The organism is Nocardia sp. CA-290969 (assembly GCF_050936135.1).
Taxonomy (GTDB): domain Bacteria; phylum Actinomycetota; class Actinomycetes; order Mycobacteriales; family Mycobacteriaceae; genus Nocardia.
Genome location: NZ_JBNJNJ010000001.1, coordinates 702,487 through 729,208 on the forward strand (window position 1 = coordinate 702,487; position 26,722 = coordinate 729,208).

Genomic DNA, 26,722 nt, shown 5'->3' on the forward strand with positions numbered 1-26,722 from the left:
CGGACGCGGCGTTCGATCTGGTGGATGCGGTGTTGTGCGCGGACGGGCCGGTGCGATCGTTGCCGGAGCTGTCGCTGATCAATGAGCATCGCCGAGGACACGGCAGCGTCTAATGCGGCCCTGGACCGCGGCCGGATCGACATCGCTCGGCTTCGTCGGGCGCTGGTTTCGGTGCCGCTGCCTCGCGCCGTGGACGGCCGGTTGGTGCTGGCGGTCGATATAACCTCATGGTTGCGGCCCGAAGCCCATACCTGCCCGCCCCCGGTGGCCGGCCACCGGCCGCGCCCTTCGCAGCGTCTCGCGATCACCGAATACACTCCGCTCGGCATGACATCAGCCGAGATACGGCTTCGACCTCTGTTTGGAGTGATGCCGTAGCCGGAGCCGCACCGTCTCGTGCACCGGAAGCGTTTCCAGCTGAGCCGGTGTCAAGAATTCGACATCGGTCGATTCCGCACTGACCGCGATGGCGCCGCCGGTCACGCGGCCGTAGAACGTGATGTTGAATTCTTGCCTTACCTCGCCGTCTGCGTAGGCGATCACGTGTTCGGGATCGGTGTATATCCCTAGGACGCCGGTTATCTCGATGTCGAGGCCAGTCTCTCGCTCCCTCGTTCCTCACCGGACAGGGATCCAGCCTCGCGCTGGTCGGTGCCTACATGCTCGCCGGCTCCCTGGCCGCCCACCGCGACCCCGCTGCGGGCTTCGCCGCATACGACAACGACACCCGGGATTTCGTGACCGCGAACCAGAACCAGGTCGCCGAGGGCGATGCCGCACTCTTCCCGACCACACGGCAGGCCCTGGAACGGCGTAACACCATGCTCCGCACTCTCGCCACCGCGCCGCCCAGCGCGGCGGGACGACCGGTCCATTCGGCCCTCACTCTGCCCGCATTCGTAGGCAACTGAGCCACAGAGGAATAGCGGCCGGGCTGCGCCACGACGACGGCGGAAAAGCAGATGCGGGGCCGGGAACACCGGACAATGCTGGGAACGTGAGCACCGATTTCACCGTCCACCTCGAACTCCCGTTCCCCGCAGGCATTCTCATACCCACTCTTGCCGATATCTGCTGGCGGGGCGACGCGCCCGGTGATCCGGTGAACGCTCCCGGCACGTGGTACCTCTACCGCGAAGGGATCTCCACCCGGGTATTGACCGTCGCCTGGTCCGACGACACCCTCGAGGTAACCCTGCCCGCGGCGTCCGCGCCGGAGGATCTCGACCTGGCCCTCCGGATACTGCGAGCTGCGGCGGACCACGCCGGCGGTGACGTCGACACCGAGTACGGCACGCTGCCGCCCGGTGAACTGACCGACGTGTACAACGAAGACTGGGCGCTGCATCAGCTCGGCCGGTCGGTCTCCATGGTCGCGCAACTGTCCGAGCGCAGCGGCGGAGTCATTTCGCTGCCCGGCCCCAACCGCGATGTCGCGCTGGGTCCGCGCACTCTGCCCGGACTCGTCCAAGGCGACGAACGCACCCGCGGCCACCGCCTGCTCGAACTGATGCGCCGTGTGCAGTGGCCGGACCCACGGTACGACCCCGCAGGGGTTTTCCAGGCGAGCAAGGACGACGAGAAATTCACCTTCGCCGCGCTGCTTTCCGAACGCGCCTGTTTGATGCCCGCCGTAGATCGAATCCTGGTCCGCGACAGCGCCGACACAGTGCTGCAACTACCACGTGCAGCCCTGGAGAAACTGCCGATCGAGCACACCCGGTTGGACGACGGGAACGATCTGGTGGAATTCATCCCCGAGGAAAACTGGCCCGGGGTGGTCGCAGCCGCCCGCGAACTGGTGGTTCCCTAGGAGACTGAGACTGAGCACTGATAGAGAGTCACTCCTTCTTCAAGGTTGCGGGTGACTCGGACCACATCGTCACGGAACTACCGCCGGTAGGACTTGTGCGTGGTGACATCGTTCCAGGCTCACTTATCTGCAAACGAGATCGATGTCGCCTACCCGTGCAACAGCCCTCGGCGTAGTTTTCAAAGACTGACAGCAGCGCATACCGCAAGTTAGGGAGCGGGCTGGAACTCGGTCGTGGTGGGAGCCCTTCATCCCGCTGGCGGCTCACTGACCGAACGGGAAGTGCCCATTATCCCACCACGCGGGCCAACCACCGACTGCTGCCCGAGCGCGGTGGGAAAATAGGTCTGGGGGTGCAAGCCTGCGGACGTACAGAGTCCTCGTCTTCGCCGTCTTGATGCCGAGCGGCTACTTGACATGGTGACAGCTGATTACGTGGCCATTCCAATCGCATGCCCAGTGGCACCCAACAGATTACATTGATGTAGTTTACTCAGGCATAGCCTGGTAGTAACTGCACACTACCAGTACAGGAACTGCCTGCAGTTAGGCCGGGGCCTACATCGCCCGCCATGGCAGTGTGATCGTTAGGAGGCAGTATGGGCAAAAAGGCAGTTGTGCTGTTGAGCGGGGGACTCGACTCTTCGACGGTTCTAGCGATCGCGCGTCACGACGGCTATGAGCCCTATGCTCTGAGCTTTCGCTACGGACAGCGCCACAGCGTCGAACTTGAGGCGGCGGGGCGGGTTGCCGCGGCACTGGGAGCAGTGGCACACGTCGTAGCCGATATCGATTTACGTGTCTTCGGTGGGTCGGCGCTGACCTCGGACATCGCCGTTCCCCATCACGATAACGTTGGGGACGTCGATGGTGCCGAGATTCCGATCACCTACGTACCGGCTCGCAACACAATCTTCCTGTCGTTCGCACTGGCATGGGCAGAGACTCTGGGCGCAAGCGACGTGTTCATCGGCGTGAGTGCATTGGATTACAGCGGGTACCCGGATTGCCGCCCCGAGTACATCGAGGCATACGAGCGCATGGCGAATCTGGCTACCAAGGCTGGGGTGGAGGGTAGGCAGAAATTGAAGATCCATACTCCGCTCATCGAGTTGACCAAGGCTCAGACGATCGAGCGTGGCCTCGCGCTGGGAGTGGACTACAGCCTTACTCACAGTTGCTACGACCCTCGACCTGACGGCGCGGCTTGTGGCACGTGCGACTCGTGTCTGCTGCGGATCCGCGGCTTCCAAGAACTCGGCATGTCCGACCCGGCACCGTACATTCCGACCGGAGTGGGCTGATGAGTTATCAGGTCAAGGAGCTTTTCTACACGTTGCAGGGTGAGGGAGGGAATGCCGGCCGCCCCGCTGTGTTCTGCCGATTCGCCGCCTGCAATCTCTGGAACGGTCGAGAGTCCGGTCGGGCTCGAGCGATCTGTCAGTTCTGCGATACCGATTTCGTCGGCACCGACGGGCCCGGCGGTGGCACATTCGCCACATCTGCTGATCTGACCGCTGCCGTCGTTAAGGCCTGGGAGGGAGAGGCTCATCCGCGTTCACGACCGCTGGTCGTATGCACAGGTGGCGAGCCGCTACTGCAACTTGACCAGCCACTGGTGGATGAACTCCATGCTGCGGGTTTCGAGATAGCGGTCGAGACAAACGGCACCAAGCCCGCACCGGATGGACTCGACTGGATCTGTGTCAGCCCCAAAGCCGGCACAGAACTCGCCGTGACATCGGGTGACGAGTTGAAGCTCGTCTACCCTCAGGCGGGAGCGGCTCCGGAACTGTTCGAATCACTCGACTTCTGTTCGCTGCTGCTGCAGCCGATGGACGGCCCGGCGCTACAGGAGAACACGAAGGCTGCGATCGAGTACTGCCTCCAGCATCCGCAGTGGAGGCTGAGCATCCAGACCCACAAGTACATTGGAGTCAAGTGATGGAGATCTACCGCGAGTTCACCTTCGAAGCGGCCCACCGCCTGCCGAATGTGCCTGAGGGACATAAATGCGCACGGCTACATGGGCATTCGTACCGCGTGGTGATCCATGTCGCAGGAGAGGTCGACCCGGAGACCGGTTGGGTGATGGACTTCGCAGAGATCAAGAAGGCGTTCGCCCCGGTGTCCGAACAGTTGGACCACTACTATCTCAACGAGGTTCCAGGACTGGAGAATCCGACCAGCGAGGTCATCGCACGCTGGATCTGGGTGTGTCTGATCGATCAGTTGCCGCTCTCTCAGGTTGTGGTTAAGGAGACCTGCACGTCCGGCTGCATCTACCGCGGGGAGGATGAAGCAGATGCTCGCTGACGTCCAGGCGAAACCCGACACACGAGGTATCTCGCTTGCGGAGGTCGGGATCGAAGACCTGCACTATCCCTTGCTTATCGCCGATGGACAGGGCGGCAAAAGAGAAGTCGCCGCAACCGTCACCATGTCGGTGAGTCTCACCGCGGATGTCAAAGGCGCGCACCTGAGCCGTTTCATCGATGTCCTGAACGAGTGGCGCGATCAATTCGGACCGGGCAACACGCTGAGCATGGTCGACGAACTCAGGCGACGAATGGGTAGCCGTTCAGCGCGGGCTAAGGTGTCCTTTCCTTATTTTCTCGAACGACGGGCGCCTGTCTCAGGTATCCCGTCCTTCGTCGACTACGCATGCGAACTCGAAGCAACTGTCTTGGACACCGGCTTCGAATTGACCCAGCAGGTTGACGTGCCGGTGACAAGTGTTTGCCCCTGCAGCAAGGCCATCAGTGACCGCGGCGCCCACAACCAGCGGGGACATGTGACGATCGGCGCCCGGCCTCTGGATCCGCGCGGTGACCTGTGGTTCGACGACCTGATCGATATCGCGGAATCTTCCGGTTCTTCACCTGTCTATTCGCTTCTGAAGCGGTCCGACGAGCGGTATGTGACCATGGCCGCATACGACAACCCGTTGTTCGTCGAGGACATCGCACGGAATGTGGCTCTTGCACTGCAGGCGGACGGTCGGATAGCTGAGTACCGCGTCCGGATCGTCAACGACGAGAGCATTCACAACCACGCCGCGTATGCGGCCATCCCGTGGACGGCTGTCGCCACGGACAGTTGGAGCGGCAATGGAGACTAGCGGTCCCCACTCCCCAGTACATGTAGTAGTCACCTGCACGAACCGTAAACGCATCGCTGTCCCCGAGCAGTTGACGCTGGGAAGTATCAGCGCTGTCACACCGGGAGACAGATTCTCCACATGGACCCGTCGGCTCAGTGAAGAACCACCAACCATTGCTGCGGAAGACCTGTACTGCGGCGATCACTGGAACATCGCACGAAACTTGCCGGACGTAATCGGTCAGCAGGCCAGGCTGTGGGTCTGTTCGGCAGGGTATGGACTCATACCGGTCAATACCCGCTTGCAGCCTTATATGGCGACGTTCTCGACCGGGAGCCAGGACTCGGTGGGCCGAGACCGGGCAGCTACCACCGACTGGTGGCGACGACTCACTGACTGGGCAGGTCCGCACCCTGATCAGCCGCGATCTTTCGCAGACCTGGCACGCCGTGATCCTGATGCCACTATCGTGGCGGTCCTGTCCAACCCCTACCTGAATGCCTGTGCGGATGACCTCCGCCGTGCGGCAAAGTCGCTAAACTCCGCGGACAAGTTCATAGTCATCGGCGCGAACCGGGCTACGCCCGAACTGGAAGATGTGGTCATCCCGATCCCGGCTACTCTGCGATCCGTTGTCGGTGGAAGTCTGCATGCGCTCCAGGTCCGTGCCGCTACCCATTTGCTCCCCCTTGCCATCGCTGAACCCGGTGGCATCGGCCGGCAAGTTCTGCGCCGAGTTGCCCACCAGGTTATCGCTGCTGCGCCGCCCGATCCGAGCCGGCGAACTCCCGGAGTGCGGATGGACGACGATGAAGTACGAAAGTTCATTATCCTCCACAGCGATCTGCCTGCGGTGAGCGCCACCAAACTGCTGCGAAAGTTGCGAGACTCCGGGTTCTCCTGTGAACAGGGCCGTTTCAAAAAGCTCTTCCACGAGACCATGGCGGAGGTGGCAGCCTGAATGACCTTGAGCAGCCCCAACCTCCTTCGTCGGCGAGCGCTCTGTCTGTCACAGAGCGAGAAGCACCCCCTGTACGTATTCACGCTCAGAGCCGAAGAGATCCTGCAGGTTGCCGATATCTCCCGCGTCAGCCGGGACGAGGCCGGCAAGCTGATCGGATATCAGCGGCCGGAGGTCCGCCGCCACGTCCAGGAGATCATCGAATACCTAGATGGCGTCGACGCGATCTTTCCGAACCCCATCATCATGGCGCTCTCCGACCGGGTGCAGTTCCAGGCAATCCGCGGCAACCGCATGCCAGGTGATGAGTTGGGAATCACTGGAACGGTGACGATCCCACTGCCGGCAACCGGACGACCCAAGCCCGCCTGGATAGTCGATGGGCAACAACGGGCGATCGCCCTGTCGCGAATCAAGAAGAAGGATTTTCCGGTTCCGGTGACGGCTTTCGTCGCAGACTCGGTGCAGATTCAGCGTGATCAGTTCATTCGTGTCAACAACACTCGCCCCCTACCACGGGGCCTTGTGACGGAATTGCTGCCCGAGGTCGACAGCAAATTGCCGTCACGCCTGGCTCTGCGTAAGGCTCCCTCGGAATTGTGCGACATCTTGAATACAGATGAGAAATCTCCTATGTATGGGATGATCCGGCGATCTTCGACGCCGAAGAACATCGATTCCAAGGCCGTGATCACAGACACCGCTGTGGTGGACATGATCCAAGAAAGCCTCACGTCACCTTCGGGCTGCCTGTATCCATATCGGGACGTGCGCCAGAACGAAACAGACTTCGACGGCATCATCCATGCCTTGTTCACGTACTGGTCGGCAGTGCGCGACACATTTCCCGATGCTTGGGGAAAACCAGCAAGCAATAGCCGGCTCATGCACGGCGCGGGAATCCGAGCTTTGGGCAGGTTGATGGATCGCATCCTGGGAACGGTTGATGCCCGCCGACCGGATGCACCCCAAACAATTCGGAAACATCTGGAACTCGTTGCTCCTCATTGCTGCTGGACCTCGGGAACATGGGATGAGAACGGGATGAGATGGAACGAGGTTCAAAATGTGCCCAAGCACATCCAGGAGTTGTCCAACTATCTGATACGGGTGTATCTCAATGCGAGGGTGGGCGTATAGAGATGAAGTTCTACTTCCCGGACAGCCAGGACCTTGTGAGCCCAACTTACGATTTCCTCCATGACGAATACCTGGCTACACGTGTCCGTCAGCGTGACGACTTGTATGCCCACGAGGTGCTGACCAAACCTGCCTACAACGGCATTTTGGTCTCCAAGGCGATCGTGGACGGTTCGGTCAGCGGTGCCGGCAAATACTCTATGCCCCAACGTAATCGGCTGTACCGTCTGGGTGTTCGATCCTTTTTCAGACTACCTGACGACGTGGCCACCCTCGGTGACTGCGGAGCGTTCAACTATGTGAATGAGCCCGTTCCGCCCTATTCCGTTGACGAGGTGCTCGACTTCTACGAGGAGTGCGAGTTCGACGCCGGTGTGAGCGTCGACCATGTGATTCTCGGATACCAGCGCCCGGGTTTGGTCAATGAACCCAAGGACGAGTGGGCAGAGCGAAGGGTCATCTCGCTCAGGTATGCCGAAAAGTTCTTGGCAGCGGTCCACCATCGGAAATCTGCAGTCGAACCGGTCGGAGCTGCGCAGGGCTGGGACCCGCGAAGCTATGCCGACAGTGTTTCCCAGTTGCAGAAGATGGGCTACAAGCGGATTGCGCTGGGGGGCATGGTCCCCCTGAAAACAGTGGATATTCTGGAATGCTTGCAGGAGATCGATGTGATCCGCGAGCGTGACACCGAATTGCATTTGCTGGGCATCACACGCCTGGACTCGATCGGATCCTTCGAAGACCTCGGCGTGACCAGCTTCGACAGCACCTCGGCCTTCCGCCAGTCCTTTATGGACGATCGCGACAACTACCACACTCGCTCGACCACATACACAGCCATTCGTGTGCCACAAGTTGATGGCAACGTGACATTGAAGCGAGCAATTCTCTCGGGCAAGGTGTCCCAGCGTGATGCGCTGACCGCCGAACGCAGTTGCCTGGCCGCATTGCGGGAATTCGACCAGGATGAATGCAGCATCGCAGACGCACTCGATGAGGTTCTCGGCTACGAGAAGATCGTTGGGGTGAAGAAGAGCTACCGCGACGCCTACCAGCGGACCCTCGAAGACGCCCCATGGAAGTCGTGCGACTGCGGCCTGTGCGCCGAGCACGGCATAGAAATCATGATCTTCCGCGGTACCGAACGGAATAAGCGGCGCGGATTCCATAATCTCTCGGTCCTCGCCGCCAAGATGGATGCGCTGCATACCGCCACACCGCCAGCTACCCAGAAGGAGTTTATGCATGGCTGATCGATACGACATTAGGGTTCCTGCGCTGCAGGTCCGGCAAGGCGATCGCCATATATTCTGCTTCGGTATCGACGGCAAGCGGTTGCTCGACTTCACCACCGTCTCACGGGTGCGCCGGTCCAGCGAAGGCAGCCTGGACGGCTACCAGCGTCCCGAAGTCCTCAGCCATATCCGGGCGATCCGCAGGTATGTCGAGTCCCCGGAGGCCATGTTGCCGAACGCTATCGTCTTGGCTCTCGATGGGCGCGTTCGGTTCGAGCCGAGCCGTCAGTTCAGTGCTGTGGACTACTCGATTCCTGGTGAACTCGTGATCCCGGTCGACGAGACGATCGACGAAGCCGACAAACCGGGTCTGCTGGTCGATGGACAGCAGCGTGTCGCCGCGATCCGGGACGCCGATATCGACGCATTCCCGGTGGCAGTAGTCGCGTTCATCGCTGACGGTCAGGACGAGCAACGTTCCCAGTTTATCTTGGTCAACAACACCAAGCCGCTCCCCAAAGGGCTGATCCACGAGTTGCTACCGGACTCGGCCGGCTATCTTCCCCCGAAGTACGCCCGGCGCAAACTCCCGGCAGAAGTCATGATTCGCCTGAATATCGACACGGACAGCCCGTTCTGCGGGGCGATAGCGACCCCGACCTCCCCGGACGGCCGGATCAAGGACAACAGCGTCCTGAAGATGATCGAAAACAGCCTCTACGACGGTGCCCTCTACCAGTACCGAAATCCAGAGGACGGAACCGGCGATATCGAGCAGATGGTCTTGCACCTGAAGATCTTCTGGAAACTGATCGCAGAGATGTGGCCGATCGAATGGACCTTGCCGCCACGGAAATCCCGACTCACCCATGGGGTGGGAATCCAATCCCTGGGGTACGTGATGGACATGTTGACGGACAACCACACCGCTGATCAGCTACCAGGCAGCGGGTTGGAGCGTCGACTCGATGGGTTGCAGGACGTTACAGCGTGGACTGCGGGTACATGGGATCTGGGACCTGACGATCAGCGGCGATGGAATTCCCTGCAGAACACTCCGACTGATATCAAATTGCTGACCAAAGTGCTGGCTGCCGCGGTTCGAGTGCGCAAGCCGATCTCCTGACGGGTAGTGTCTGAGCCCCGTTGACGGGCCCCTTCACAGGACTCCAGTCGACGGGCCTCATCCCGAAACCTTGAGGTCGTCGAGTTCAGCTTCCACTGCCCGCAACATCGATGCCGATCCAGAGCCGTCCGGGTAGCAGATCCTCCCCCGGTCAGCATTGTCGACGATGAAGCCGGTCGCCGCGTGAGCGGCGCGGCGTGTCGCGATCGCGATGATGTCGGCGTTGCGACTGTGCTGTCGAAGGGCGGGATTGCCGACCTTGTCGGACGACTGGTTTACCTGGATGGTGGGGTATTGCGCGGCCAACGCGGCGGCGACTCGATCCAGCGTCCCCGTATCAAGGCTGTACAACAGAACGCGAAGCCCCTCAGGAAGCTCACGTTCAATCAACTGCTCCTCGGTCTGAGCAGATGTCCAGTCGAACTCGAGGCCGAGGTCACTCGAGATCAACACTGCCAGCGAGCGCAACGACCCTGCCAACCGGCGGCGTTGGTGGTGCAGGGCACCGAGAATCGTCGTGACGAACGCGATCTGCGCGTCGCTGTCCGGACGCGGCCCGCAGGTTACGGCATCGGCCAGATCGAGCGCCTGCGCGGCTGTATTCACCGATACCCAACGGCTGGCGAATGCCCCCAGGTCATCGAGCAGCATGGCGTAGTCACCGGCCTTCGGAGCGCTGCTGAGGACGATCGTGAGCAGCGAGGTCAACGCGCTCAAATCTGCTGGTGCGAACCGTTCTTCAACTAGATACCGGCGAATGAAGGCATGTGCGGTGTCCGGTGCCGGCACGTCCGGCGCAGATGTTTCGAGGAACGCTGCGACTCCCGCCAACAGCGCATCGGTGGCAAGGTCCGGCAACGAATCGATGCGGTGTGCGATTTCTTGATCGTGATCTGACGCTGGAGTCCAGGACTCGACAAGTTCCATCACGTCGTAGAACTTCGCTCGACGGTCGATGCTGTCCAGCCACTCGATCCACGAACTCGGTGTCCGGTCTGGCTCATCGACCGCCGGTTGTTCGGTGGATACAGCCGTTTCATCGGCGGTGTCGGTGGGTGTTGTCTCCTCGGCAACCGTCTCCGACCGAGGTTCCAACCCCAGATCTGACGCGAGCGCAGTTCGAGCATGCTCATCGAGCGCACCGTTTTCCAGTAGACGGAGCGCGAGGTCGTGGTCACCGCGGGTCTCTGCGACGATCACACCGAGAGCCACCGCATCAGTAGCATGCGACCGTGTCAGGAAACCACCTACGAGCATGGCGAAATCGACTGGATCCGCGCGGAGGCGGGCCAGCGTCTGCTGGACATCTATCGCACTGTCGACGTAGAGATTGACTCTCGCCCAGGCACCGAGAATTACTTCGCATACCGCCGTCGGAGGTTCGGTATGCACGACCGTGGGAAGCGATCTGTGCGCCAACAGTTCTGCATCGCGCCCCAGTCGGCCGAGGCGTTGCAGTTGCAGGAAGGCCAGATTCTCGTGCGAAATACCGCCTACCCGTTCGATTTCTTCGAGCAGGCTGGTCGACTGCTCTACCGCGCCTGCTGCCAGAGCCAGATCGAACTCTCGAAGGATGCGGCCGGCAGGCCGCGGCAGCGAGGTCGTTCGCCGGGGACTTCCAGCGAGGGTGCGCACGAACCGATGAAGACCGCTTACCAGGTCATGTTCGGTTGTGTCATCGGGCCGCAGCACGAATGTGGTTCCAGCTCCTACCAAATCAAGAAGCGCGCCCTCGGGTCCATCGCCCGCTCGCAACCGCGTCACCCTGCCGTCGAAGGGTGCCAGATAGGAGGCAAAGGCTGCGTGCAGGAGTGGCCGGATCCGCCCTGCATGGGCAGGATCCCAGCACACCACGTACACGGTGGATGCCCGATCACCGCGTTCGCGACGCGGCAGAACCAGCGGACACTCCCCCTTATCGCGCGCTGCGCGGACGAAAGGCGATATCGCTCTGGATGCGCCGGCTGTCGGATCCATATCCGGCCATATCAGATTCGGAGCCGAGAAGAATCGCCTGACGACGTCGTCGAAGTCCGGTGACATCATGTGTGGCCACCGATCCATCGCGTCTGCAACTCGAGGCGCTCTTTCGCAGCCGCTGCGCTCCCGACCAATAGGTCGATGCTTTCCTCGTTACGTTGCAGCCCGTTCCAGGTGAAGTTCATCGATCCCTTCATCACCCAGTCGTCACCAACGAGTAGTTTCTCGTGCAGGTCCGGGCTCGAGTGCGTGTGGATCGGGACTCCACGATTCTCCAGCCTTCGAAGGAAACCGATGTTGTGGTCGACCTCACGGACAGCGACGTGTACGTACGCTCCACGTCGCGCCAACTCGACGAGAACATCGGACAGGTACAGTTCAGCCGGAGCGTCATCCCCCAGCAGATCGTCGAATCGGTGCGCCGAGTTGTCGAGCACCAGCGTGTCGCTCACCCATCCTGTGACCAACCAGAGTTCGGAGCTCGGTGAACAAAGTTCCGAGAGCAAGACGCCGGAAAGTACATCGACGATGGCGAGCCCGTTGCGCGGACGCGTCCGGATCGTGCGTTGCGCGGGGCCGGTCACTGCAGCTCCTCGGCGATGTCCACACGTGCCAGCCAATCGGTGCCGCACCGGGTCACAGCGGTGACCCGCGCGTACACGCGAAGACCGGCACGTTCGATGGGAGTGACCAGGCATTCGCGAAGCGCTCTTGCCAGATCGTCGTTTCGTGCTGCCGGCGCGTGCAGTCGGACCGCGCCATCGCGTTGCACAGCCTCCACGTAGCTCGCCTGCCACCCCTGCTGCGAAATATTCACGATGATGGAGTTGTCGGCGACGAGAGAGTCGAGCACGAGTCGCTCGACAACCAAATCTTCGCGGTAAGGATTCCAGTACTGCAATCGCTTGTTGCGTGCTGCATGTCCCCGCGCCCAGAGCATGCTGTAGGCGGAGTCGAGGGTGAGGGGCCGGATCGATATCCCGAGCGTGCCCTGGTCGGCGTGGTAGACGAGCGTGCGGGGATCGATCTCCACCCCGAGTCGGCTTTCGAGATCGATCCAGGCCTGTACCATCTGGTTGACCTTGGCGTCGATCTGCGGGTGCGAGCCCGGACGCAGGAGGCGGGTCGAGAAGGTCGACAATGTCAGGTGACTGGGCGGGCCGTCGAGTGCTTCCCATTCACGCCGAATATTGTCGAGTGCCTTGTCCAGTGCCGATGCGTCTCGCGCGGCGCGGAAATCGGCGACTGCGCGCGCGAGGGGGGACCAGTTTTCGACCAACGCGGCCAGTGCAATCTGTAATGCACGATCGGTGTCTTCGACGTCGGTGGGTGCGACCGCGCGGCCGACCCTCTCCCAGAACCTGCGCGGATCCAGGGCATAGGCCTGATGGAGGGCCTCCATGATGCCGAGACCTCCGATGGCGGTCTCCGAAACGAAGATTCGATACTCGCTCGAGTCGTGATCCACTTGCACGTCGGCAACCAGATCGCCTTCTTGGGCATCAGGAATGGCATCGAATGTGGCGTCGAGAATGGCGGTGGCCAGAGTGTCGACGAAGACCTGCCGATACAGATCCTGGGTCGTCACACCGATATCGGTGGCGGTGAGCAGTCGCGAATGCTCCTCCACGACCGCACGCACGTCCGGGTCGGTCGCCAAACTCTCGAGGTCGACCAGTACCCGTTGGTTCGCCACCGTCGCAGTATCCTCCGACCGGTAGGCGGTGCTGAGGAACGCGACGAGGTTCCGCGTCCACACTCCGTCGGCGAGTGTGGAACTTGACGCGTCCCCAGCGGGATTCGTGAGGCTGGTGTCGACGTAGGCGTGTAGATAGACCTCGATGAGCCATCGCCGCTGGAACATGTTCGCGATACCGTCCAGTCGCGTATCCGAGAGCACCCGACTCCGGAATGCGAGTGTCCGCCAGGCGGATGTCTGTGCAAGCGCCACCCACTGACTCTCTTCGGGAACGACGCCGGAGACGATGAAGGCATCCACCTCCAGTTCGAACCCCAGTGCGGCCGGGGAACCCTGATGCACGTACCGCGTCGTGTGCGCCCGTCGCTCGATTCCCGAACCGCGTTGCAACGCCAACTCACCCTGGGCGCCCACACACATCCGCCGGACTGTCAACGGACCACCGGCGACATGGAGGGCGAAGGCGACCTTTGCAACAAATGCGGACCACGGCGAGGGCGAAGGAACATCCATGTCATGCAGCGAGGCGTCCTGGTACTCGAACAACGACCGCCAGACAGCCTGCGCCCCCGACGTATCCGCTACCTCGCGGGGTGGTGCCTGCAACTGGATCTCGAGTGGACGGACGACGAAGAACTCCTCACCCGACTGCGCAGTCCACGTCCCCAGGGCATGTCCCTTCGACACGACACTCGTCAACTCGATGTCCACGCCATGGGCGGCCAACGGGAGCCAGGTCCGGTGTGAGGCATGCGCGTATCCGAAGCGGCGACTGACTCGTCCTGGTACAGCCTCCCTGAGTGCCTGAAGTACCGGCATAGTTTCCTGTTCTCCCGTACGGAAGTCGGGCGGCATCGCCAACACCACATCAGGGGTGTTCAGAGCGCTGAACAGTGTCGCGGTGAGAAACTCGGGGAGCGGGGTTCCCGGGATCGCTCCTGGGTCGACGCTACCGGGCAGTGCCTTCCATTTCCGCTCAAGCCGTTTTAGCAGTGTGGGCACGACCGACAGCATCATCGATCGCGGCTCTTCCCACATGACCGCTTCGGCGTCATCGACCGATATCGACAGAGTTCGCTGGATGAAGCGCTTCACCTCGTCCTGGCGTTGCTCCGAATCCAGCACCTGCCGGAGAAGTTCGATGACAGCCGAGGCATCGGGTGCCGCATGACCCGGTCGGGGCGGCGCCGCCACAGCCCGCGCGTCACGTCCTGTCACGCGCGCCAACCAGTCGAGCAATGCATGCGTGGCCTGGATCTTGATGACGAAGCGGTTGCCTACCGGCAGAGTTCGCACACCGATCTCCGGGCTCAACAGTCGCTCGTACTCCTGGTACGCAGCGTGATCACGACCGAAATCGGAGAGAACCACCGCTGTGAGCGGGCGCATCTCGAGGCGGCGGCCCGCCCGCCCACGGCGCTGAAGGAACGACGCCATGTCACGCGGCGCCTTGTGCTGGACCACCACGCCGACTCTCGGATCATTGAACCCGACTTCCAGCGACGAGGTCGCCACCACGACGTCCGCCGCCACGTCCACACCGGAGTCTTGCGACGATGTGCGTGCCACACGCAGGGGTGAGGCCATGCGACCCAAACGACTTGCCATATCCCAGGATTGGCCGTCTTCGTAACGCACACCTGTTTGCGGAAGTCCCGGATCGCGCAGTCGACCGAGAATCTCACCTCGTGAGCGTCCGAACTGTGAATGTCCCTCTGCATCGCGCAGGTTGTCATAGAGGCGGTTCACCACGTCGAGGTCGTCGGTGAACGCGAAAACGATGGAACCGAACTGACTCGGCCTGCGGTCCAACATACGCCCCAGCAGCATCAGCGTCTGAATCGTGGTCGAAAGGAGGGCGGCCCCAGAGAGTGGATCCCCACGCAGAACGACACCGTATTCCCTGCTGATGGGATCGAGTTCGTCGGCAGTGGGTGCGATCAGATCGACATCACCGCGGTCGATGCCGGTCAGATCCGAGAAGAACTGGCCGGCGTCGCGCAGGGTCGCCGACAGACCGACCATGGCCACATTGTCCGCATTGTACTGCCGGTTGGCATGTCGCCACCGCCGCAACGTGTATGCCACTTGCGCCCCGTGAACACCGGAGTACGTGTGGACCTCATCCAGAAGCACGAGCCGGGTTCCGTTGGGCCCCTTCCATCCCAGTACCTCCGCAACGCGCCCTGTGGTCGACTGCTTGCTCAGCATCTCGGTAGTCGTGAACAGAATGTCCGGCGGACGTTGGGTAATGGACTGGCGGGTCAGCGCGATGGTCTCGGGCTCGGTGGCTCTCCCACAGATCGAACATGTGAGGCGTTCGGTGCCCGCGCGTCGATCCCGGTCGAGCCATGCCATGCTCCCGGCGCATCCGTCGGATAGACACGGGAAGTACGGGGACGTCCATCCCGTGTTCGTGCGGCTCCATTCGCGTGGTGCCAATTTTTCGAAATCGCCGCTGTACGGTGTGCCGCCGTAGAGTAACCCCACACGAACCCTACGACCACCTCGCGCAATCGGCCCGATACGTTCGCTCAAGAGCATTGCTTCACGTGCCTGGTCACGGAGAAGTTCGATCCGTGGGTACAGCGCCAGCGTGTGCGGCCCGCGCCGCCGTGCCGATTTGGTGGCGGCGATGTCGAGAACAGCAGGCAGATAGAATGCCAGCGTCTTTCCGGAACCTGTGCCAGCCGTGACGATATGAGCCGTCGGTCGGCCGGCGGCTATCCCGGTGAGAACGGCACGCGCAGCACGCAACTGGAATCGTGCCAGCGACGAACCTTCTATCACGCGGTCCAGGATTTTCTCATGGGTCGCAGACCAGTCGGGAAGGGTACGCAAGTCATCCCGGACCGCCTCCGCAGGGATATCGCGGCGTGGGTATCGACGCGGACCCACCCACAGCCTGTAATCGGCGACCAGGGTCGCGTGCCGTCGCCACCATCCGTCAGCAGCAGGATCTGCAGGAGGCCACAACTGCCGCAGCAGACGGAGCAATCGAAGTTGCTCGGCAAACCTCGTTCGGTAACGTTCCTCCCCAGTGGGGAGACGGAAAAGAAGGTTTCGCTGGATCAGCAGGTCGAGGTACTCGTCGGTGGCTGGCACATCGAACTCTCCGATGGAGAAGGCCGCACCGCGTTGATCGTCGATCGCCGAGGTCACATCGTCGGCGCTGAGGAAACCGTCGACGACTCCCCACGACAGCAGCGGAAGTTCGAGATCCTCGAGCCGGCTGACGAGTTCCCCCAAGCGGTGCTCGTTGACGTACGTCATTCCATCCTCAAGGAGATCTGCGAATCGATGCCATGGGAGCGTAGGAGTATGATGTCCGCATCTGAGAGGTCGCTGAGCCTGCAAGGAAATTTCGCCAGAACGGCGTCCAACTCTGAGGTGGGGCCGAGTTCGTCGAAGAGTGTGTTAACAGACGCGAATTTTGACAGGAAAGTCTCGACTCCGGCGACGGTCGGAGGCTTGCTAGCAGCCTGCTTCATATCGCGTACGGTGGTGTCGACCAACATTTTCCGTGGGCCCAAAAGCGCCATGCGTGAGAGTGGCAACTCATTGAGCCTTTCCTGCGACCAGTTCGCCCACGAACTCGATGCGCTCGCGTCGATGGTCTGGCGCACCTTCGATGCGTCTCTTCTACGTGCATGCAGTAAGTGCGGAGTGGGTCTTCCGACGTGGTCGATATGGTCTCGCAGATCGCGCGGTGCCTTGGTGAGGTCGATACTTAAGTCGTCCGCAATCGATTTCTCCACCAGGAATGTATACAACTTCAGCGACGCGTCTAGGGAAGTCAGTTCCTTGGCGAGTTCTTGGAGGGCCGTATTCGTCCTTGTGATGTTCTCGGTGTTCTCCGCACCTTCTCGGCGATTCCTGGCCAAGTCTGTCAAACGCCGTGACCGGGTCAGAAGACTCGTGCTCGATTGACCGTCAGGCATCGGTGCCTTCCTCTCCTACCATCGCGAGCCACCGCACAACCTGTTCATTAATTGCGTCGTCGATATCGATCGACGAGCCTTGGTCGACTTCACCGATCCGAATTCCCGACTCGACCCATTTTGCCGAGTCTTCGAGAAAGATGACAATCTTCGTGAGGTCGCTACCCACGTCGGTACCGACAGCGCAGGCGAGGTCGTAGCCGGACAGGCCTTCGGAGTTAGCGAGCGCCTTCTCTACCCGAGCAATAACACGATCGTTGAAGCCCCGAGCATTGGAATTCCTCGTGGCCAGGGCGGACAAATTCTGGACAGGTACCAAACCCTGCCCCGACGCTTCATCGGCAGCTCGACTGACGGCGTCGACCGTCTCTACGTACGACTCGCCAGGTGGTAGCAATACGCGGAGCCGGCCAATCAGCCCTGTCCATTCGTTCACCTGTCGCGGGGCGACCTGGATCAACGTGGTGAGTTGTTTGTGGGCCGCAGCACACCAACTGGGCAATTGCCGTTGATCGAGCGGGGTCCCCCAGTCAGCGCGCACCCCCCTTACGATTTTTGCAAGCCGTTCGTAATCCAGTGCGTGGACGCCACCCGAACCCTGCGCGGCGCCCACACCAGCAATGAACTTATCGATCGCCTTCTGGCGTTCTCCGATGTAGGTCTTGTACTCGGCGTTGTACTGCGGGTGTCGGGAGTCCTCGTCCGGGCGATTCGGTGTTCCCCTCCATACGAGTGCACGCACCAGTCCGCTGTTTGTCTGAACCGAGGTGGAATGGCCACACACGTGTGCACCTTCGATTAGTGAACGAGCCGCAGAGACCAACTTTGCCTCGTCATATTCGAGGGTCGCGAGGATCCTGTCACGCGCCACTGGAATCGCGTCAGCTACAAGGGCATCCAAGCGTGCCAGAGCATCACCCGACATGCCTGGCCGCTTGTCGTCAAGCAGCAGCAGGCCCATGAGCATCTGCGCGTTTCGCGCCGTTCGGCTGACGCGAATGACCGGTTCGACGCCGGAACTGATTGATTCTTTTGCTCCCTCGATCGACACACTGCGGGCGCCGACAGGCAGTGCTTTTGTGAGGACCTCCGCATTGGGGGGTTTAATCACAGGGGAGAACCATTCCAGACGATTGAGGATCGCCTCGCGGATATTGTTCCGAGCGAGATTGGCGATTCCCTGCGGCAATACCGCGTCACTGGTACCCCATGCGTCGACCTGAGCAAGGGATCGCTGGACCGAGTCACGTAGCGTGTTTGGATCGCTCGACCGATTCGTCGACTCTCCAGCAAGCGTACTTGTGGGTTCCTGCGGCGGCCCGCCCGCAGACCTCGATTCCCGAGTGTGCGTCCCAGGCTCCGGAAACAAACTTCTCGGAAGCGGCTCGATCCCAAAGGCCGCAAATATCGTGTCCGCTGGGCGACGGGTCCCGTTTCTCCCCCAGAAGAGAAGGAAGGTGCCCAACTGGCGCGCGATGTCAGGTGGGTACTGTTCCTGTAGTTCCGCCGTTAAGTCGACTGAAAGTCTCTGCAACTTTGCGTTCTTCGCCTCTTCTGCAAGTAAGTCCCCGGGAGGGAACTCTCCCCTCTGCACTGAGTTCTCGGCTGTTTCCAGAACATCACGCACGGCTCTGGCAAGCACACGTCGTGGATTGAACAGTGCGTGCTCGCCGTTTCGATCGACGTCCGCGCACGCACGCACGGCACGTTCGACTGCCGATCGGTTGTAGGGGTAGAGGCCGTAGCCAGCTTCGGACATCCCGAATGCCTCGTGACACGCGTCCTTGACCGTACATTTATTACATGCGTTGGGGGGAATCTGCGTGGACGTCGCACGCATCGACGACTCCAACTCGTCTTTACCGACACGCGCCGCGTTGAGGTACCGACTGACAAAGTCGACGAACTGCGAGTCGTCAGCACCGTCTGCTGCGAGTTCGATATCCACGACATACCGCGGTGAACTCGCCTCCGCGCGTGTCCGGAACGTATCAGGAAGTTGCTCGTGGTAGTACCGCGGCGTTACTGCGAGGAGAGCACGGACTGTGGCGTATTTCTCCCTGCCTTGTACGATGCTGGTTTCGATAATGGCGTCCAGCAGGTCGCGCCGGACGCCTTGGATCAGTGCCACATCCTCGATCAATAGAATAATTTCGTGTCCGACCAACTCCTCGCGGAGTTTCATGAATGCCCGATTGATATTTCCGACTCCAATGTTCGCCGCCTTCATGACGGCGACATCAAGAACCTCATTTAGAATGCGGACCGCCTCCGACTGCAAACGGCCGTCAGTTGCCATTCGCCTGAATAGCTTTTGCGTCGCTGCCGCAGCGTCATCCAACCTCGCTGAATCCCCTATGTCCATGGGAAGTTCGTCGTGGGTGAATTCGAGAGGCACATCCGGCTCGTCGGGATCACGCCCGTTCAGCGCGTGGAGGGCGCGCTGGTTGATGAACGAGCCGGGTCGGAGCAGGTGATCACGGAACAAGGGATCGTGAAACAGCAAGCCCAACCCGTTGTCGCCGACTAGTTTTTTGTCCAGTGGGCCCTGCGGCGCTCGAGACCGCAACGCCTCGGCAAGTTCGTTGAGGATCCTGTGTTCCATCTCCGCCACAGTGATCGAAGCGCCGAAGCTCACTTGTCCGCGGATCTCGTCGAATACGGGACCTTCCTGGTCTTTTAGGAGAAACTCGACAACATCGCGAAGACTCGTCCGAGTCTTGGGCAAATAGACGATGCGACGTTTCTCCGTTTTCGGCATCGTGGCATGGACCCACCGGACAAGGTGTGACTTTCCAGAGCCGGATTCACCAAGGACCGGTGCGATCACGACACCGGCGTTGGGGGGCGACCCCAGAAACTCGTTTAGCACGTCGCGCTCGGTCACGTTGTTGGTTCCCGTGCCCGCGCGCGCACCTTCGCGCCGGATACTCAGGGGCGAGTGAGTCGCCAGCAGGACCTCGTCCGACGGAGTCGCCGCTTCCGTGGGAATTGTTGCAGTGACAGTTTCTGCTTTCCAGCACGTAAAACCAGCAGGGAATGTCGTCATTTCAGCACCTCGATCCATGAGACATAACGAGAGCGGCCGGATCCCTCGTTGCTCGGAAGTGCTGCCACCCCGGTCGGGTCCGATTGGTAGCCCATCTTCAGCACATTCCGTGCTTCGGCGCAGTTGAGAGCCAATCCCACGGCAGCCCACCCACTCGACTCGTCGGTGTCCATGCCGTCGTACACCGCCGACGGATGCCCTGGGAGAATCGGCAATTCGTTACGCAGAGCATTCATGAAGGTCCCGACTGGTATTTGCTCCCCACTGGGGAAGTGCGATTCCGATTTTGGATTCAACAGAATATCGAGAACGGCTTCTGTCGGATCAGCCGTGATCGAACCGTTGGAACCGGGACCGAGGATCTTGAGTGCCGGACGCGCGAAGCCCAAAGCAACACTCCAATGGGGAAATGCATTCCAGCGAGTGTCGTTGAGAAAAGGCATCTCATTCTGGTCACCAGTCTCCCAGTGGAGTGGTGCAAATGGGTCCTGCCTCATGAGCCACACCAGACCTACCCGCAGATCGGGCGCACCCTCGAACGAAGGAGAAATGTCTTTCGGGGGCACGACGATAACTCGCCTGAGTTTCCTCAAGAAACCAGCTGTATTAGTTGGCTCAGCGCTTAGCAATCCATCGCTGTCCACGTCGACGAGACCCAACTCGATGAGTCCGGCCAGCGCGCTAGAGGCGTGCGCGCCCTTCTGTGGAACGGTCTCGAGCAGTTCCTCGGGCACGACGAGGCGAAACAATTGTTCCTTGGCTACCCCGTTGTTACGGGCCACAGTTGAGTAGCACAACCACATTGTCTGAGGCAATACCAATGCCCCACTCGGATCCAGAATATCCATTCACAACTCCGTCAATAAGGTCGATGCTCGAACGCTCAATGCGGTGTCCGCCACACTCCATCCGGGCTTGTCCGGATTCGCGAGGGCATGTGGACCCACGACGTAGGTGACAAGCCCGAGGTCTATCCGTTCCCTGATCTCGGCCGGAACAGTTCCTCCGCTCACGACGGCTACGAGTGGTCCCAAGTATGTGAGCATGAGCGGCTCGTCGGAATCGGGATCGTCCACGATTACTGGCATCGAGGGAACACTACGCTGCAGGCGCTCGCCCTGGATCGTCGTGAGGCCTGCGAAGAGTTGCAGGCCACGCTGGGCGAGTCGCGTGAGAATGCCCTCCGGTTGTTCGGCGTCGGTGTACCAGATGAACACCCAGCAGGAATCGCCTCTCCACCCGGCTAGTGGGTCCGCACCGCCCGCGTGAGGCAGAGTCGGAATCGGCTCGCCCACCGATACCCCTGGCGAATGTGCAGGATCTTTTCGACATGCCGGGCACCCCCGGCATGTCGGGGTGGTGATGAGTTGTCCACCTTCACGTCGCACCCTGTAGTGGCCGGCAAGAATTCGACCCACGCACCGGTCGCGGGACAGAATCTCGAACATAGCTTGCAGCGCCCGCTGCTGGGATACGCGAACGTCCTCGCGTATCCGATTTGCCGCCTGTGACCATCCGTCCTGACGGAGGTAGTTGCCATTTGCCAACTCGAATTCGACAGCATCGGCGGCAGATTCGAAGAACGCGTCCCGGTCCTCACCGTCTATATCCGGTCGCCATTGTGGGACCTGGAACTTGATCGCCCCAGCCTGCGCCATGAGAAGCAGCGTACGGACGTTCCATCTCGCGCTTTCCCCGTACCCCTCGGACAGGTACGCGGGGACCAAGGACCGATCGACACGGTAGCGCAGGCTTGAGATTTGCGTCGCCTTGTGCAGCAGTCCCTGCCATCGGTTCCAACCCTTGGCATCGCCGATGAGTGTGGACATACTCAGTTGCTCCGCGAGACGCCGATCTCCGGGGCCTTCGCACAGGTACGCGACCGTGGGCCGCCCATCGCGCCCTGCACGACCTACCTCTTGGTAGTAACGGTCTACCGTCTCGGGAACACATGCGTGGACGACGGTGCGGATATTCGTGATGTCGAGGCCGAGGCCGAACGCAGAGGTTCCTACCACGATGTCGGTGGTGGTATCGCTCCCGGTGCCATCGGCGTTTCTCCCGCGCACCGACGCCACGACCGCGGCTCGTTCGTCATCGGTTGATTTGCCAGTGATACACGCAACGCGGAGGTAGCCTGCGTCCTTCAGTTTGCCGGTCCACTCCTGAGCGTCCTTCACCGTAGTGGTATAGAGAATCAACGGTTTCGGTAGCCCATCGATTGCCTGGATCACCGCTTTCCGGCGGGCGTCCTCCTCCTGAGTGCTGTCGAGGAAAAAGGCCGGCTCGCTCCGAAGTTCTGAGCCCCACACCAGGTTGGGGAGATGTTCACCGCGGAAGAGGTGGTCGACGAGATCGACCGCGCGTTGTGCAAAGGTCGCACTCAGGAGAGTAACCGAGGGACGTGCACCTTTGGGTGCGCACGCCCTTACTTCGGCGATTAGCCCTGCCATCGTCTGGAACGCAGTGCGGAAGTCGTTTCCCCACTGATCGACAAGGTGAGCTTCGTCCACAACGACCTGCTGCAGTCGCCCCGCCTTCGCACAGTCGAGGATCGCGGGCGCAAGGCCGGTGACCAGCGCTTCGGGACTGGTGTATAGCATTCGCTGGGAGCCCTCACGGACGGCTACACGAAGCGCCGACTTGATATCGGAACTTATGCTTCCCACATAGGCGAAACGCCCCGTAGGGGTGAGATTCAATCCGCGCTCTCGCGCCAGTTCTTGTGTCCGCCGTTCCATGTCGAGGGCCAAGACCACGGTCGGAACCACCATGACAGTGACACCAGATGTCGACATCAGCGGCTTGGACCAGACAACCGCGGTCTTGCCCCGCCCAGTAGGAAGCGAGACCACCAGTGTCTCCTCGTGGTTCAACACCGCCGCACGCGCCGCCTGGCGCTGCGTCTCCCCCCGATATGTTTTGAATTCTCGGCCGTGGGCACTGGTCCAGAAGGGATCGGCCGGCACCTCCGGGAACTCTGGAACCGAATCCTCGAAGGCTGCGCGAATCTGATTGCGGGCCTGGTCCGCGATCTCGTTGTCAGACTCGCAACTTGCAGGAATCCACGGTTGCGGAGTAACCCTCACACTGCCGTCGGCGAGTGGTGTTGTATGGCAGTTAATGCACCGCCATTGTTCAACGGTGGGCCATCCAGCCTGTTGCGGGACCGGCAACACAGCGTCATAACCATACGTGGCACTTACTCCGATGAGGACCTGGCGCAACAGTGTCCCGACATCTCGCCAGCCCGCCTCGCCGGACGACAATTGCGCTGTAGCATCGAGAAGTCGGCGGCATGCATCCGATATCTGTGCGGTGGGTGCCGCCTTGTACTCCGACGGCCACGAACGAAGCGCGGCAGCGACGACAGTGAGATCTTCGCTAGGCATATTCACCCCAGGTCTGCGCCGATCGAACAAGGCACGAAACTGACGCAAGATGGATCCGTGGTGTTCTGACCCCCTGCTCGAGTGCGCGCCCTGCCTCGATCTCGCCCGCTAACAGGTCGACGTCTGGAACCATACCCGCCGCAGTGTGCCGCGCCTTCGACTGCGCAACGATCGAATCGGTTTCCAGTGCAACATGCTTTGCTGCTTCTTCCGTTACGCGTGCGAGGTCGGCAACGCTGCGGAGGTGATTGTGGGCGATGTCGAGGCACTGGGGCGCAATCGTGCCGAGAACACTGGGCCCTCCCAATACAGAATGCAGCGCGCCCATGCGACTGGGGTTGATATTGGTATCCCGCCTGTCTCGGTAGGGCTGATCCAGATACCTGATCGTGTTCCTATCCTCCACCGGCGCCATCGTGCTCACATCGACCCACACCTTCCAGTGCTGTGGCCGTAGCGCGAGATCACCGCGACGTCGAGCAACTGGAACCGCATCCGTGCCTTCGTGGAAGACCCCGAGAAGAGGATCGAGGTCGGCTTCCACAAGAAATTCGAAGCCAAAGTACACGAGCGGGTCATATGGCCATGTGCGATCAAGTCGCCACTGCGCGGTGGCCTGACCTCTGTCATCGATTGCCAGGATGGACTCCACGCCGTCGATAAAAGGATTTCCTCGGCGGAAGAGACGCCGTCCGGGCTTGATCCGCCAACGGTCGAAGTAACCGGTGCGCGATTCCGGGCGTGTGCTCACGCGTGCCAGCAGGCGAGGACTGACCAATGGGGACTGGAGCGCATCGGGTTCGAACATCGTGCTGCCATCGGAATGCTGTCGTGCGGCCAAGGCAAAGCCGCCCACACCGGTCAGCAGGTGCTTGAATGCGCTTTCGATCGTGTCGTGACGCGCATCGTATTGGGCGATGCGTTTCGCCAGCATGTCACTCGCGCTGTCACCATAACTCGCCTCGAGCGCATCGAGCCTGTTGATCCGGGTGCGTTCAGCCTGCAAGCGTGGGGGAATCTCAGTGGTCTTCTCCGCCACGGCCTCGCGACCTTCGTCGAGAACGCTCACCCACACGTCCTCGGCCAACTCCTCGACGATGTCCTGCACCGACGAGATCGATTCATCGAAGATGGAGAATCCGTCTGCCAAGACCTTCAACCAGGCGGTATGAATCCCATCTCGATCGGGATCCGATACGACCCACTGGCTGGCGGTCCTGTTGGTTCCGTAGCGGTCCACGCGGCCGATCCGCTGCTCGAGGTGGTTGGGATTCCAGGGAACACGAGCGTGGAACACGACATCGGCCTGTTGAAAGTTGCGTCCGACATCGCCGCTCTCGTCCGCGACCAGGACACCACCCACAGTCTGCCACGCATTCACAGCGTGCTGCCGAGCCTCGCTGGGCGCCTGGGCAAAGTGCTCGAGTACAGGTACCGAGTTCTGGCCCAAGGATTTCAACTGTGACGACAAGGCGGAGGCGAGGCGGCCCTTGCCGCAGAATACAACCGCTCGTTGGTTCGGCTTGATTCTGCACACGATATCGGCCGCCAGAATCTTCGGCCCGTCGGCCAGTTCCGACTGGCGCAGCCGTTCGAGGAGATCTTCCTCGAACGACAACGGCGGCACATTTCGCAGGCGGGCCATCTCGCTCGGCGAGAACTCTCCGATGTTGCGTCCGGACACTCTGGCTTCGATCACGTCGGCCACATCGCCCGCGGTGGCTGCACCGAGTCTGGAAACAAGTATCCCGGCGACACCCGCGTACGGCGCCGACTCCACGCCATGGTCGAGAATATGGTCCGCCGCCCGGCGCAACCACTCGTCCACCACGTCCACCGCGAGCGCCCCCTCGACGGTATCCAGCCGAAGCACATTCGGCCGGCCCCGCCCGGTGAACTCGAACGGGGTCATCGTTCCTTCATCGTCCAACCTCTGGCGCTGGACCGTGTGCCGGCGGTTACGGATGACCCGGTGATGAAGACGGTACGTCTCGGCAACGTGCGTACGAACGACGACGACCGAACGCAGGAACGCGTCCTCGTCGTCTACATTGCCCTCCGAATAGGTGGACATGGAGTCGGCGATTGCCTCGTCGAGCAACTCGTCCTGTGGCAGCAGTTCCCGCAGGCGATCATAGAAGTACTCGACGTCTTCGGGATCTTCCGGATCGGGGTCTTCCAGTCCCGTAATCACCTCCGCCAGTTCAACTCTCGACTTGAGCAGGCGTTCGAACTGTTCGCGCCCTTCCCACCGGAAGTGGACCGGATCGAGCAAGTGGAGGAGCGCAAGGTGGGTGGTAGCGCGTCTTCCGAAGGGGGTCGCTGAAATCAGAAGGATCCGCGGGACCACCCGTGCGACCTCCGCAAGGAGACGGTACGGCTCTTCGTCCGGCGAGTCGACACCGGCAAGCAGGTGCGCCTCATCGACGACCAACATGTCGGCACCGACGAACTTGTGCCACTCGCCGGGTTGCTCATGGCTGCGAATCGCAAACGGCAACCGACCGTCAGAGGTGGCGAAGTCGTCCAGATAGAACCTCTCCAGGAGTTCGCCCTGCCACTGCTCCCTCAATGCTGCTGGGACGATCACGCCGATGCGACGACTCCGATCGTCGAGGAGCAGCTGGCGGATGGCGAAACCCGCCTGGATCGTCTTGCCCATCCCCACTTCGTCCGCCAAAAGGTACCGCTGAACCGGGTCGTTGATGATACGCAGGGCGGCACTCACTTGGTGCGCGTGGATCTTTACTCCGGACGACGTAATACCCGTCGCGGACATCGACGACGCCCGGTCCGCGAGAAGAGCGTCCCGCACCGGCTGCCTTGCATCCCGATACCGCGGAGTCTCGTTGGCTTCGCTGATCAGCACCTGAAGTGGATCACTCACCGGTAGTTCTCGCCGCACTCGAAGGGCAAACTCCGGCACCTCGAGGTCAACCGTCTGATTGGGGAACCGAACGTAGTACGTGGGGGCCTTTCCGCCGATTACCCTGCCTGCGAGCCAACCGCCGTCGTTCTTCGGGACGAAGACGCGCGTCTCCTTGCCCAGACGAACACGGCGAATACCCTCGACCGAGACCCACTGCGACCCGACAACCGGTTCAGCGGCCGACTCGAAGAAGTCGACGCGCGCGCGGCCCCCACGCACAGCAGAAACGCGGCCGATCCCCGGAGCACCATCAAAGGTGACTAGGACCCCTACGGCATCTGACACGTACAGCCAACCTTCGACGCTCCGTGGTCCTAGCACTTCGAGTCTGTGACGAGAACCATAAGTCAACCA

19 protein-coding genes are annotated in these 26,722 nt (G+C 61.2%); 10 read left to right on the forward strand and 9 right to left on the reverse strand.

The window, feature by feature from the left end; genetic code table 11:
- Positions 1–333: 333 nt before the first annotated feature.
- Entirely contained in the window at positions 334–543 is a 210-nt protein-coding gene (locus tag ACQEVO_RS03310; protein WP_432908753.1) for a hypothetical protein, read from the reverse strand.
- A 116-nt stretch (positions 544–659) separates the two neighbouring features.
- Between ACQEVO_RS03310 and ACQEVO_RS03315 the strand changes: the two genes are divergently transcribed.
- The 10 genes from ACQEVO_RS03315 to dbpB (ACQEVO_RS03360) all read left to right on the forward strand — a co-directional run bounded on the left by ACQEVO_RS03315 (position 660) and on the right by dbpB (ACQEVO_RS03360) (position 9,378).
- Positions 660–911: a hypothetical protein gene (locus ACQEVO_RS03315; protein WP_432908754.1), complete on the forward strand. Its 252-nt coding sequence runs from the start codon at positions 660–662 to the stop codon at positions 909–911.
- 86 nt (positions 912–997) lie between these two features.
- On the forward strand, positions 998–1,813 hold the full coding sequence (locus ACQEVO_RS03320; protein WP_432908756.1) for a hypothetical protein: 816 nt from the start codon (positions 998–1,000) through the stop codon (positions 1,811–1,813).
- Positions 1,814–2,412: 599 nt separating this feature from the next.
- The gene (gene queC, locus ACQEVO_RS03325) at positions 2,413–3,117 is read left to right on the forward strand and encodes a 7-cyano-7-deazaguanine synthase QueC (RefSeq protein WP_432908758.1); all 705 of its coding nucleotides are present in this window, start codon (positions 2,413–2,415) and stop codon (positions 3,115–3,117) included.
- Positions 3,117–3,758, forward strand: a complete 642-nt coding sequence (queE, locus tag ACQEVO_RS03330; RefSeq protein WP_432908760.1) for a 7-carboxy-7-deazaguanine synthase — start codon at positions 3,117–3,119, stop codon at positions 3,756–3,758. The genes queC and queE overlap by 1 nt, the downstream gene beginning before the upstream one ends.
- Complete coding sequence (gene queD, locus ACQEVO_RS03335) at positions 3,758–4,129, forward strand: 6-carboxytetrahydropterin synthase QueD (protein WP_432922303.1); 372 nt, start codon at positions 3,758–3,760, stop codon at positions 4,127–4,129. Before queE ends, queD begins: the two co-directional genes overlap by 1 nt.
- The gene (folE2, locus tag ACQEVO_RS03340; RefSeq protein ID WP_432908762.1) at positions 4,110–4,934 is read left to right on the forward strand and encodes a GTP cyclohydrolase FolE2; all 825 of its coding nucleotides are present in this window, start codon (positions 4,110–4,112) and stop codon (positions 4,932–4,934) included. The genes queD and folE2 overlap by 20 nt, the downstream gene beginning before the upstream one ends.
- Before the next feature lie 451 nt (positions 4,935–5,385).
- Positions 5,386–5,877 carry a hypothetical protein gene (locus ACQEVO_RS03345; RefSeq protein ID WP_432908764.1) on the forward strand — a complete coding sequence of 164 codons (492 nt, stop codon included), beginning with the start codon at positions 5,386–5,388 and terminating at the stop codon, positions 5,875–5,877.
- Complete coding sequence (dbpB, locus tag ACQEVO_RS03350; RefSeq protein ID WP_432908766.1) at positions 5,878–7,017, forward strand: DGQHR domain-containing protein DpdB; 1,140 nt, start codon at positions 5,878–5,880, stop codon at positions 7,015–7,017.
- Positions 7,018–7,019: 2 nt separating this feature from the next.
- Positions 7,020–8,270 (forward strand): tRNA-guanine transglycosylase DpdA, encoded by a 1,251-nt coding sequence (gene dpdA, locus ACQEVO_RS03355; protein WP_432908767.1) that lies wholly within the window; start codon positions 7,020–7,022, stop codon positions 8,268–8,270.
- On the forward strand, positions 8,263–9,378 hold the full coding sequence (gene dbpB, locus ACQEVO_RS03360) for a DGQHR domain-containing protein DpdB (RefSeq protein WP_432908768.1): 1,116 nt from the start codon (positions 8,263–8,265) through the stop codon (positions 9,376–9,378). Before dpdA ends, dbpB (ACQEVO_RS03360) begins: the two co-directional genes overlap by 8 nt.
- 57 nt (positions 9,379–9,435) lie before the next feature.
- Here dbpB (ACQEVO_RS03360) and ACQEVO_RS03365 read toward each other — a convergent pair whose 3' ends face one another.
- From ACQEVO_RS03365 to dpdE, 8 genes are read right to left on the reverse strand one after another with little or no spacing between them, the layout of a single operon-like run.
- Positions 9,436–11,424, reverse strand: coding sequence for a hypothetical protein (locus ACQEVO_RS03365; RefSeq protein ID WP_432908769.1), 1,989 nt, complete (start codon positions 11,422–11,424; stop codon positions 9,436–9,438).
- Positions 11,421–11,942 carry a phospholipase D-like domain-containing protein DpdK gene (dpdK, locus tag ACQEVO_RS03370; protein WP_432908770.1) on the reverse strand — a complete coding sequence of 174 codons (522 nt, stop codon included), beginning with the start codon at positions 11,940–11,942 and terminating at the stop codon, positions 11,421–11,423. Before dpdK ends, ACQEVO_RS03365 begins: the two co-directional genes overlap by 4 nt.
- On the reverse strand, positions 11,939–16,330 hold the full coding sequence (gene dpdJ, locus ACQEVO_RS03375; protein ID WP_432908772.1) for a protein DpdJ: 4,392 nt from the start codon (positions 16,328–16,330) through the stop codon (positions 11,939–11,941). The genes dpdK and dpdJ overlap by 4 nt, the downstream gene beginning before the upstream one ends.
- Positions 16,327–16,998: a hypothetical protein gene (locus tag ACQEVO_RS03380; protein ID WP_432908774.1), complete on the reverse strand. Its 672-nt coding sequence runs from the start codon at positions 16,996–16,998 to the stop codon at positions 16,327–16,329. The genes dpdJ and ACQEVO_RS03380 overlap by 4 nt, the downstream gene beginning before the upstream one ends.
- Positions 16,991–20,047 carry a protein DpdH gene (dpdH, locus tag ACQEVO_RS03385; protein ID WP_432908776.1) on the reverse strand — a complete coding sequence of 1,019 codons (3,057 nt, stop codon included), beginning with the start codon at positions 20,045–20,047 and terminating at the stop codon, positions 16,991–16,993. Before dpdH ends, ACQEVO_RS03380 begins: the two co-directional genes overlap by 8 nt.
- The gene (locus ACQEVO_RS03390; protein WP_432908778.1) at positions 20,044–20,895 is read right to left on the reverse strand and encodes a hypothetical protein; all 852 of its coding nucleotides are present in this window, start codon (positions 20,893–20,895) and stop codon (positions 20,044–20,046) included. The genes dpdH and ACQEVO_RS03390 overlap by 4 nt, the downstream gene beginning before the upstream one ends.
- Positions 20,896–23,439, reverse strand: a complete 2,544-nt coding sequence (gene dpdF, locus ACQEVO_RS03395; protein WP_432908780.1) for a protein DpdF — start codon at positions 23,437–23,439, stop codon at positions 20,896–20,898. It abuts the gene before it with no gap.
- Positions 23,432–26,653, reverse strand: a complete 3,222-nt coding sequence (gene dpdE, locus ACQEVO_RS03400; RefSeq protein ID WP_432908782.1) for a protein DpdE — start codon at positions 26,651–26,653, stop codon at positions 23,432–23,434. Before dpdE ends, dpdF begins: the two co-directional genes overlap by 8 nt.
- Positions 26,654–26,722: the final 69 nt, after the last annotated feature.

Bases quoted from the DNA above. Each gene is read 5' to 3' on its own strand.
- ACQEVO_RS03315 (WP_432908754.1), top strand. From the start codon at position 660: ATGCTCGCCGGCTCCCTGGCCGCCCACCGCGACCCCGCTGCGGGCTTC.
- queC (WP_432908758.1), top strand. From the start codon at position 2,413: ATGGGCAAAAAGGCAGTTGTGCTGTTGAGCGGGGGACTCGACTCTTCG.
- queE (WP_432908760.1), top strand. From the start codon at position 3,117: ATGAGTTATCAGGTCAAGGAGCTTTTCTACACGTTGCAGGGTGAGGGA.
- queD (WP_432922303.1), top strand. From the start codon at position 3,758: ATGGAGATCTACCGCGAGTTCACCTTCGAAGCGGCCCACCGCCTGCCG.
- folE2 (WP_432908762.1), top strand. From the start codon at position 4,110: ATGAAGCAGATGCTCGCTGACGTCCAGGCGAAACCCGACACACGAGGT.
- dbpB (WP_432908766.1), top strand. From the start codon at position 5,878: ATGACCTTGAGCAGCCCCAACCTCCTTCGTCGGCGAGCGCTCTGTCTG.
- dpdA (WP_432908767.1), top strand. From the start codon at position 7,020: ATGAAGTTCTACTTCCCGGACAGCCAGGACCTTGTGAGCCCAACTTAC.
- dbpB (WP_432908768.1), top strand. From the start codon at position 8,263: ATGGCTGATCGATACGACATTAGGGTTCCTGCGCTGCAGGTCCGGCAA.
- ACQEVO_RS03365 (WP_432908769.1), bottom strand. From the start codon at position 11,424: ATGATGTCACCGGACTTCGACGACGTCGTCAGGCGATTCTTCTCGGCT.
- dpdJ (WP_432908772.1), bottom strand. From the start codon at position 16,330: ATGACGTACGTCAACGAGCACCGCTTGGGGGAACTCGTCAGCCGGCTC.
- ACQEVO_RS03380 (WP_432908774.1), bottom strand. From the start codon at position 16,998: ATGCCTGACGGTCAATCGAGCACGAGTCTTCTGACCCGGTCACGGCGT.
- dpdH (WP_432908776.1), bottom strand. From the start codon at position 20,047: ATGACGACATTCCCTGCTGGTTTTACGTGCTGGAAAGCAGAAACTGTC.
- ACQEVO_RS03390 (WP_432908778.1), bottom strand. From the start codon at position 20,895: ATGGATATTCTGGATCCGAGTGGGGCATTGGTATTGCCTCAGACAATG.
- dpdF (WP_432908780.1), bottom strand. From the start codon at position 23,439: ATGCCTAGCGAAGATCTCACTGTCGTCGCTGCCGCGCTTCGTTCGTGG.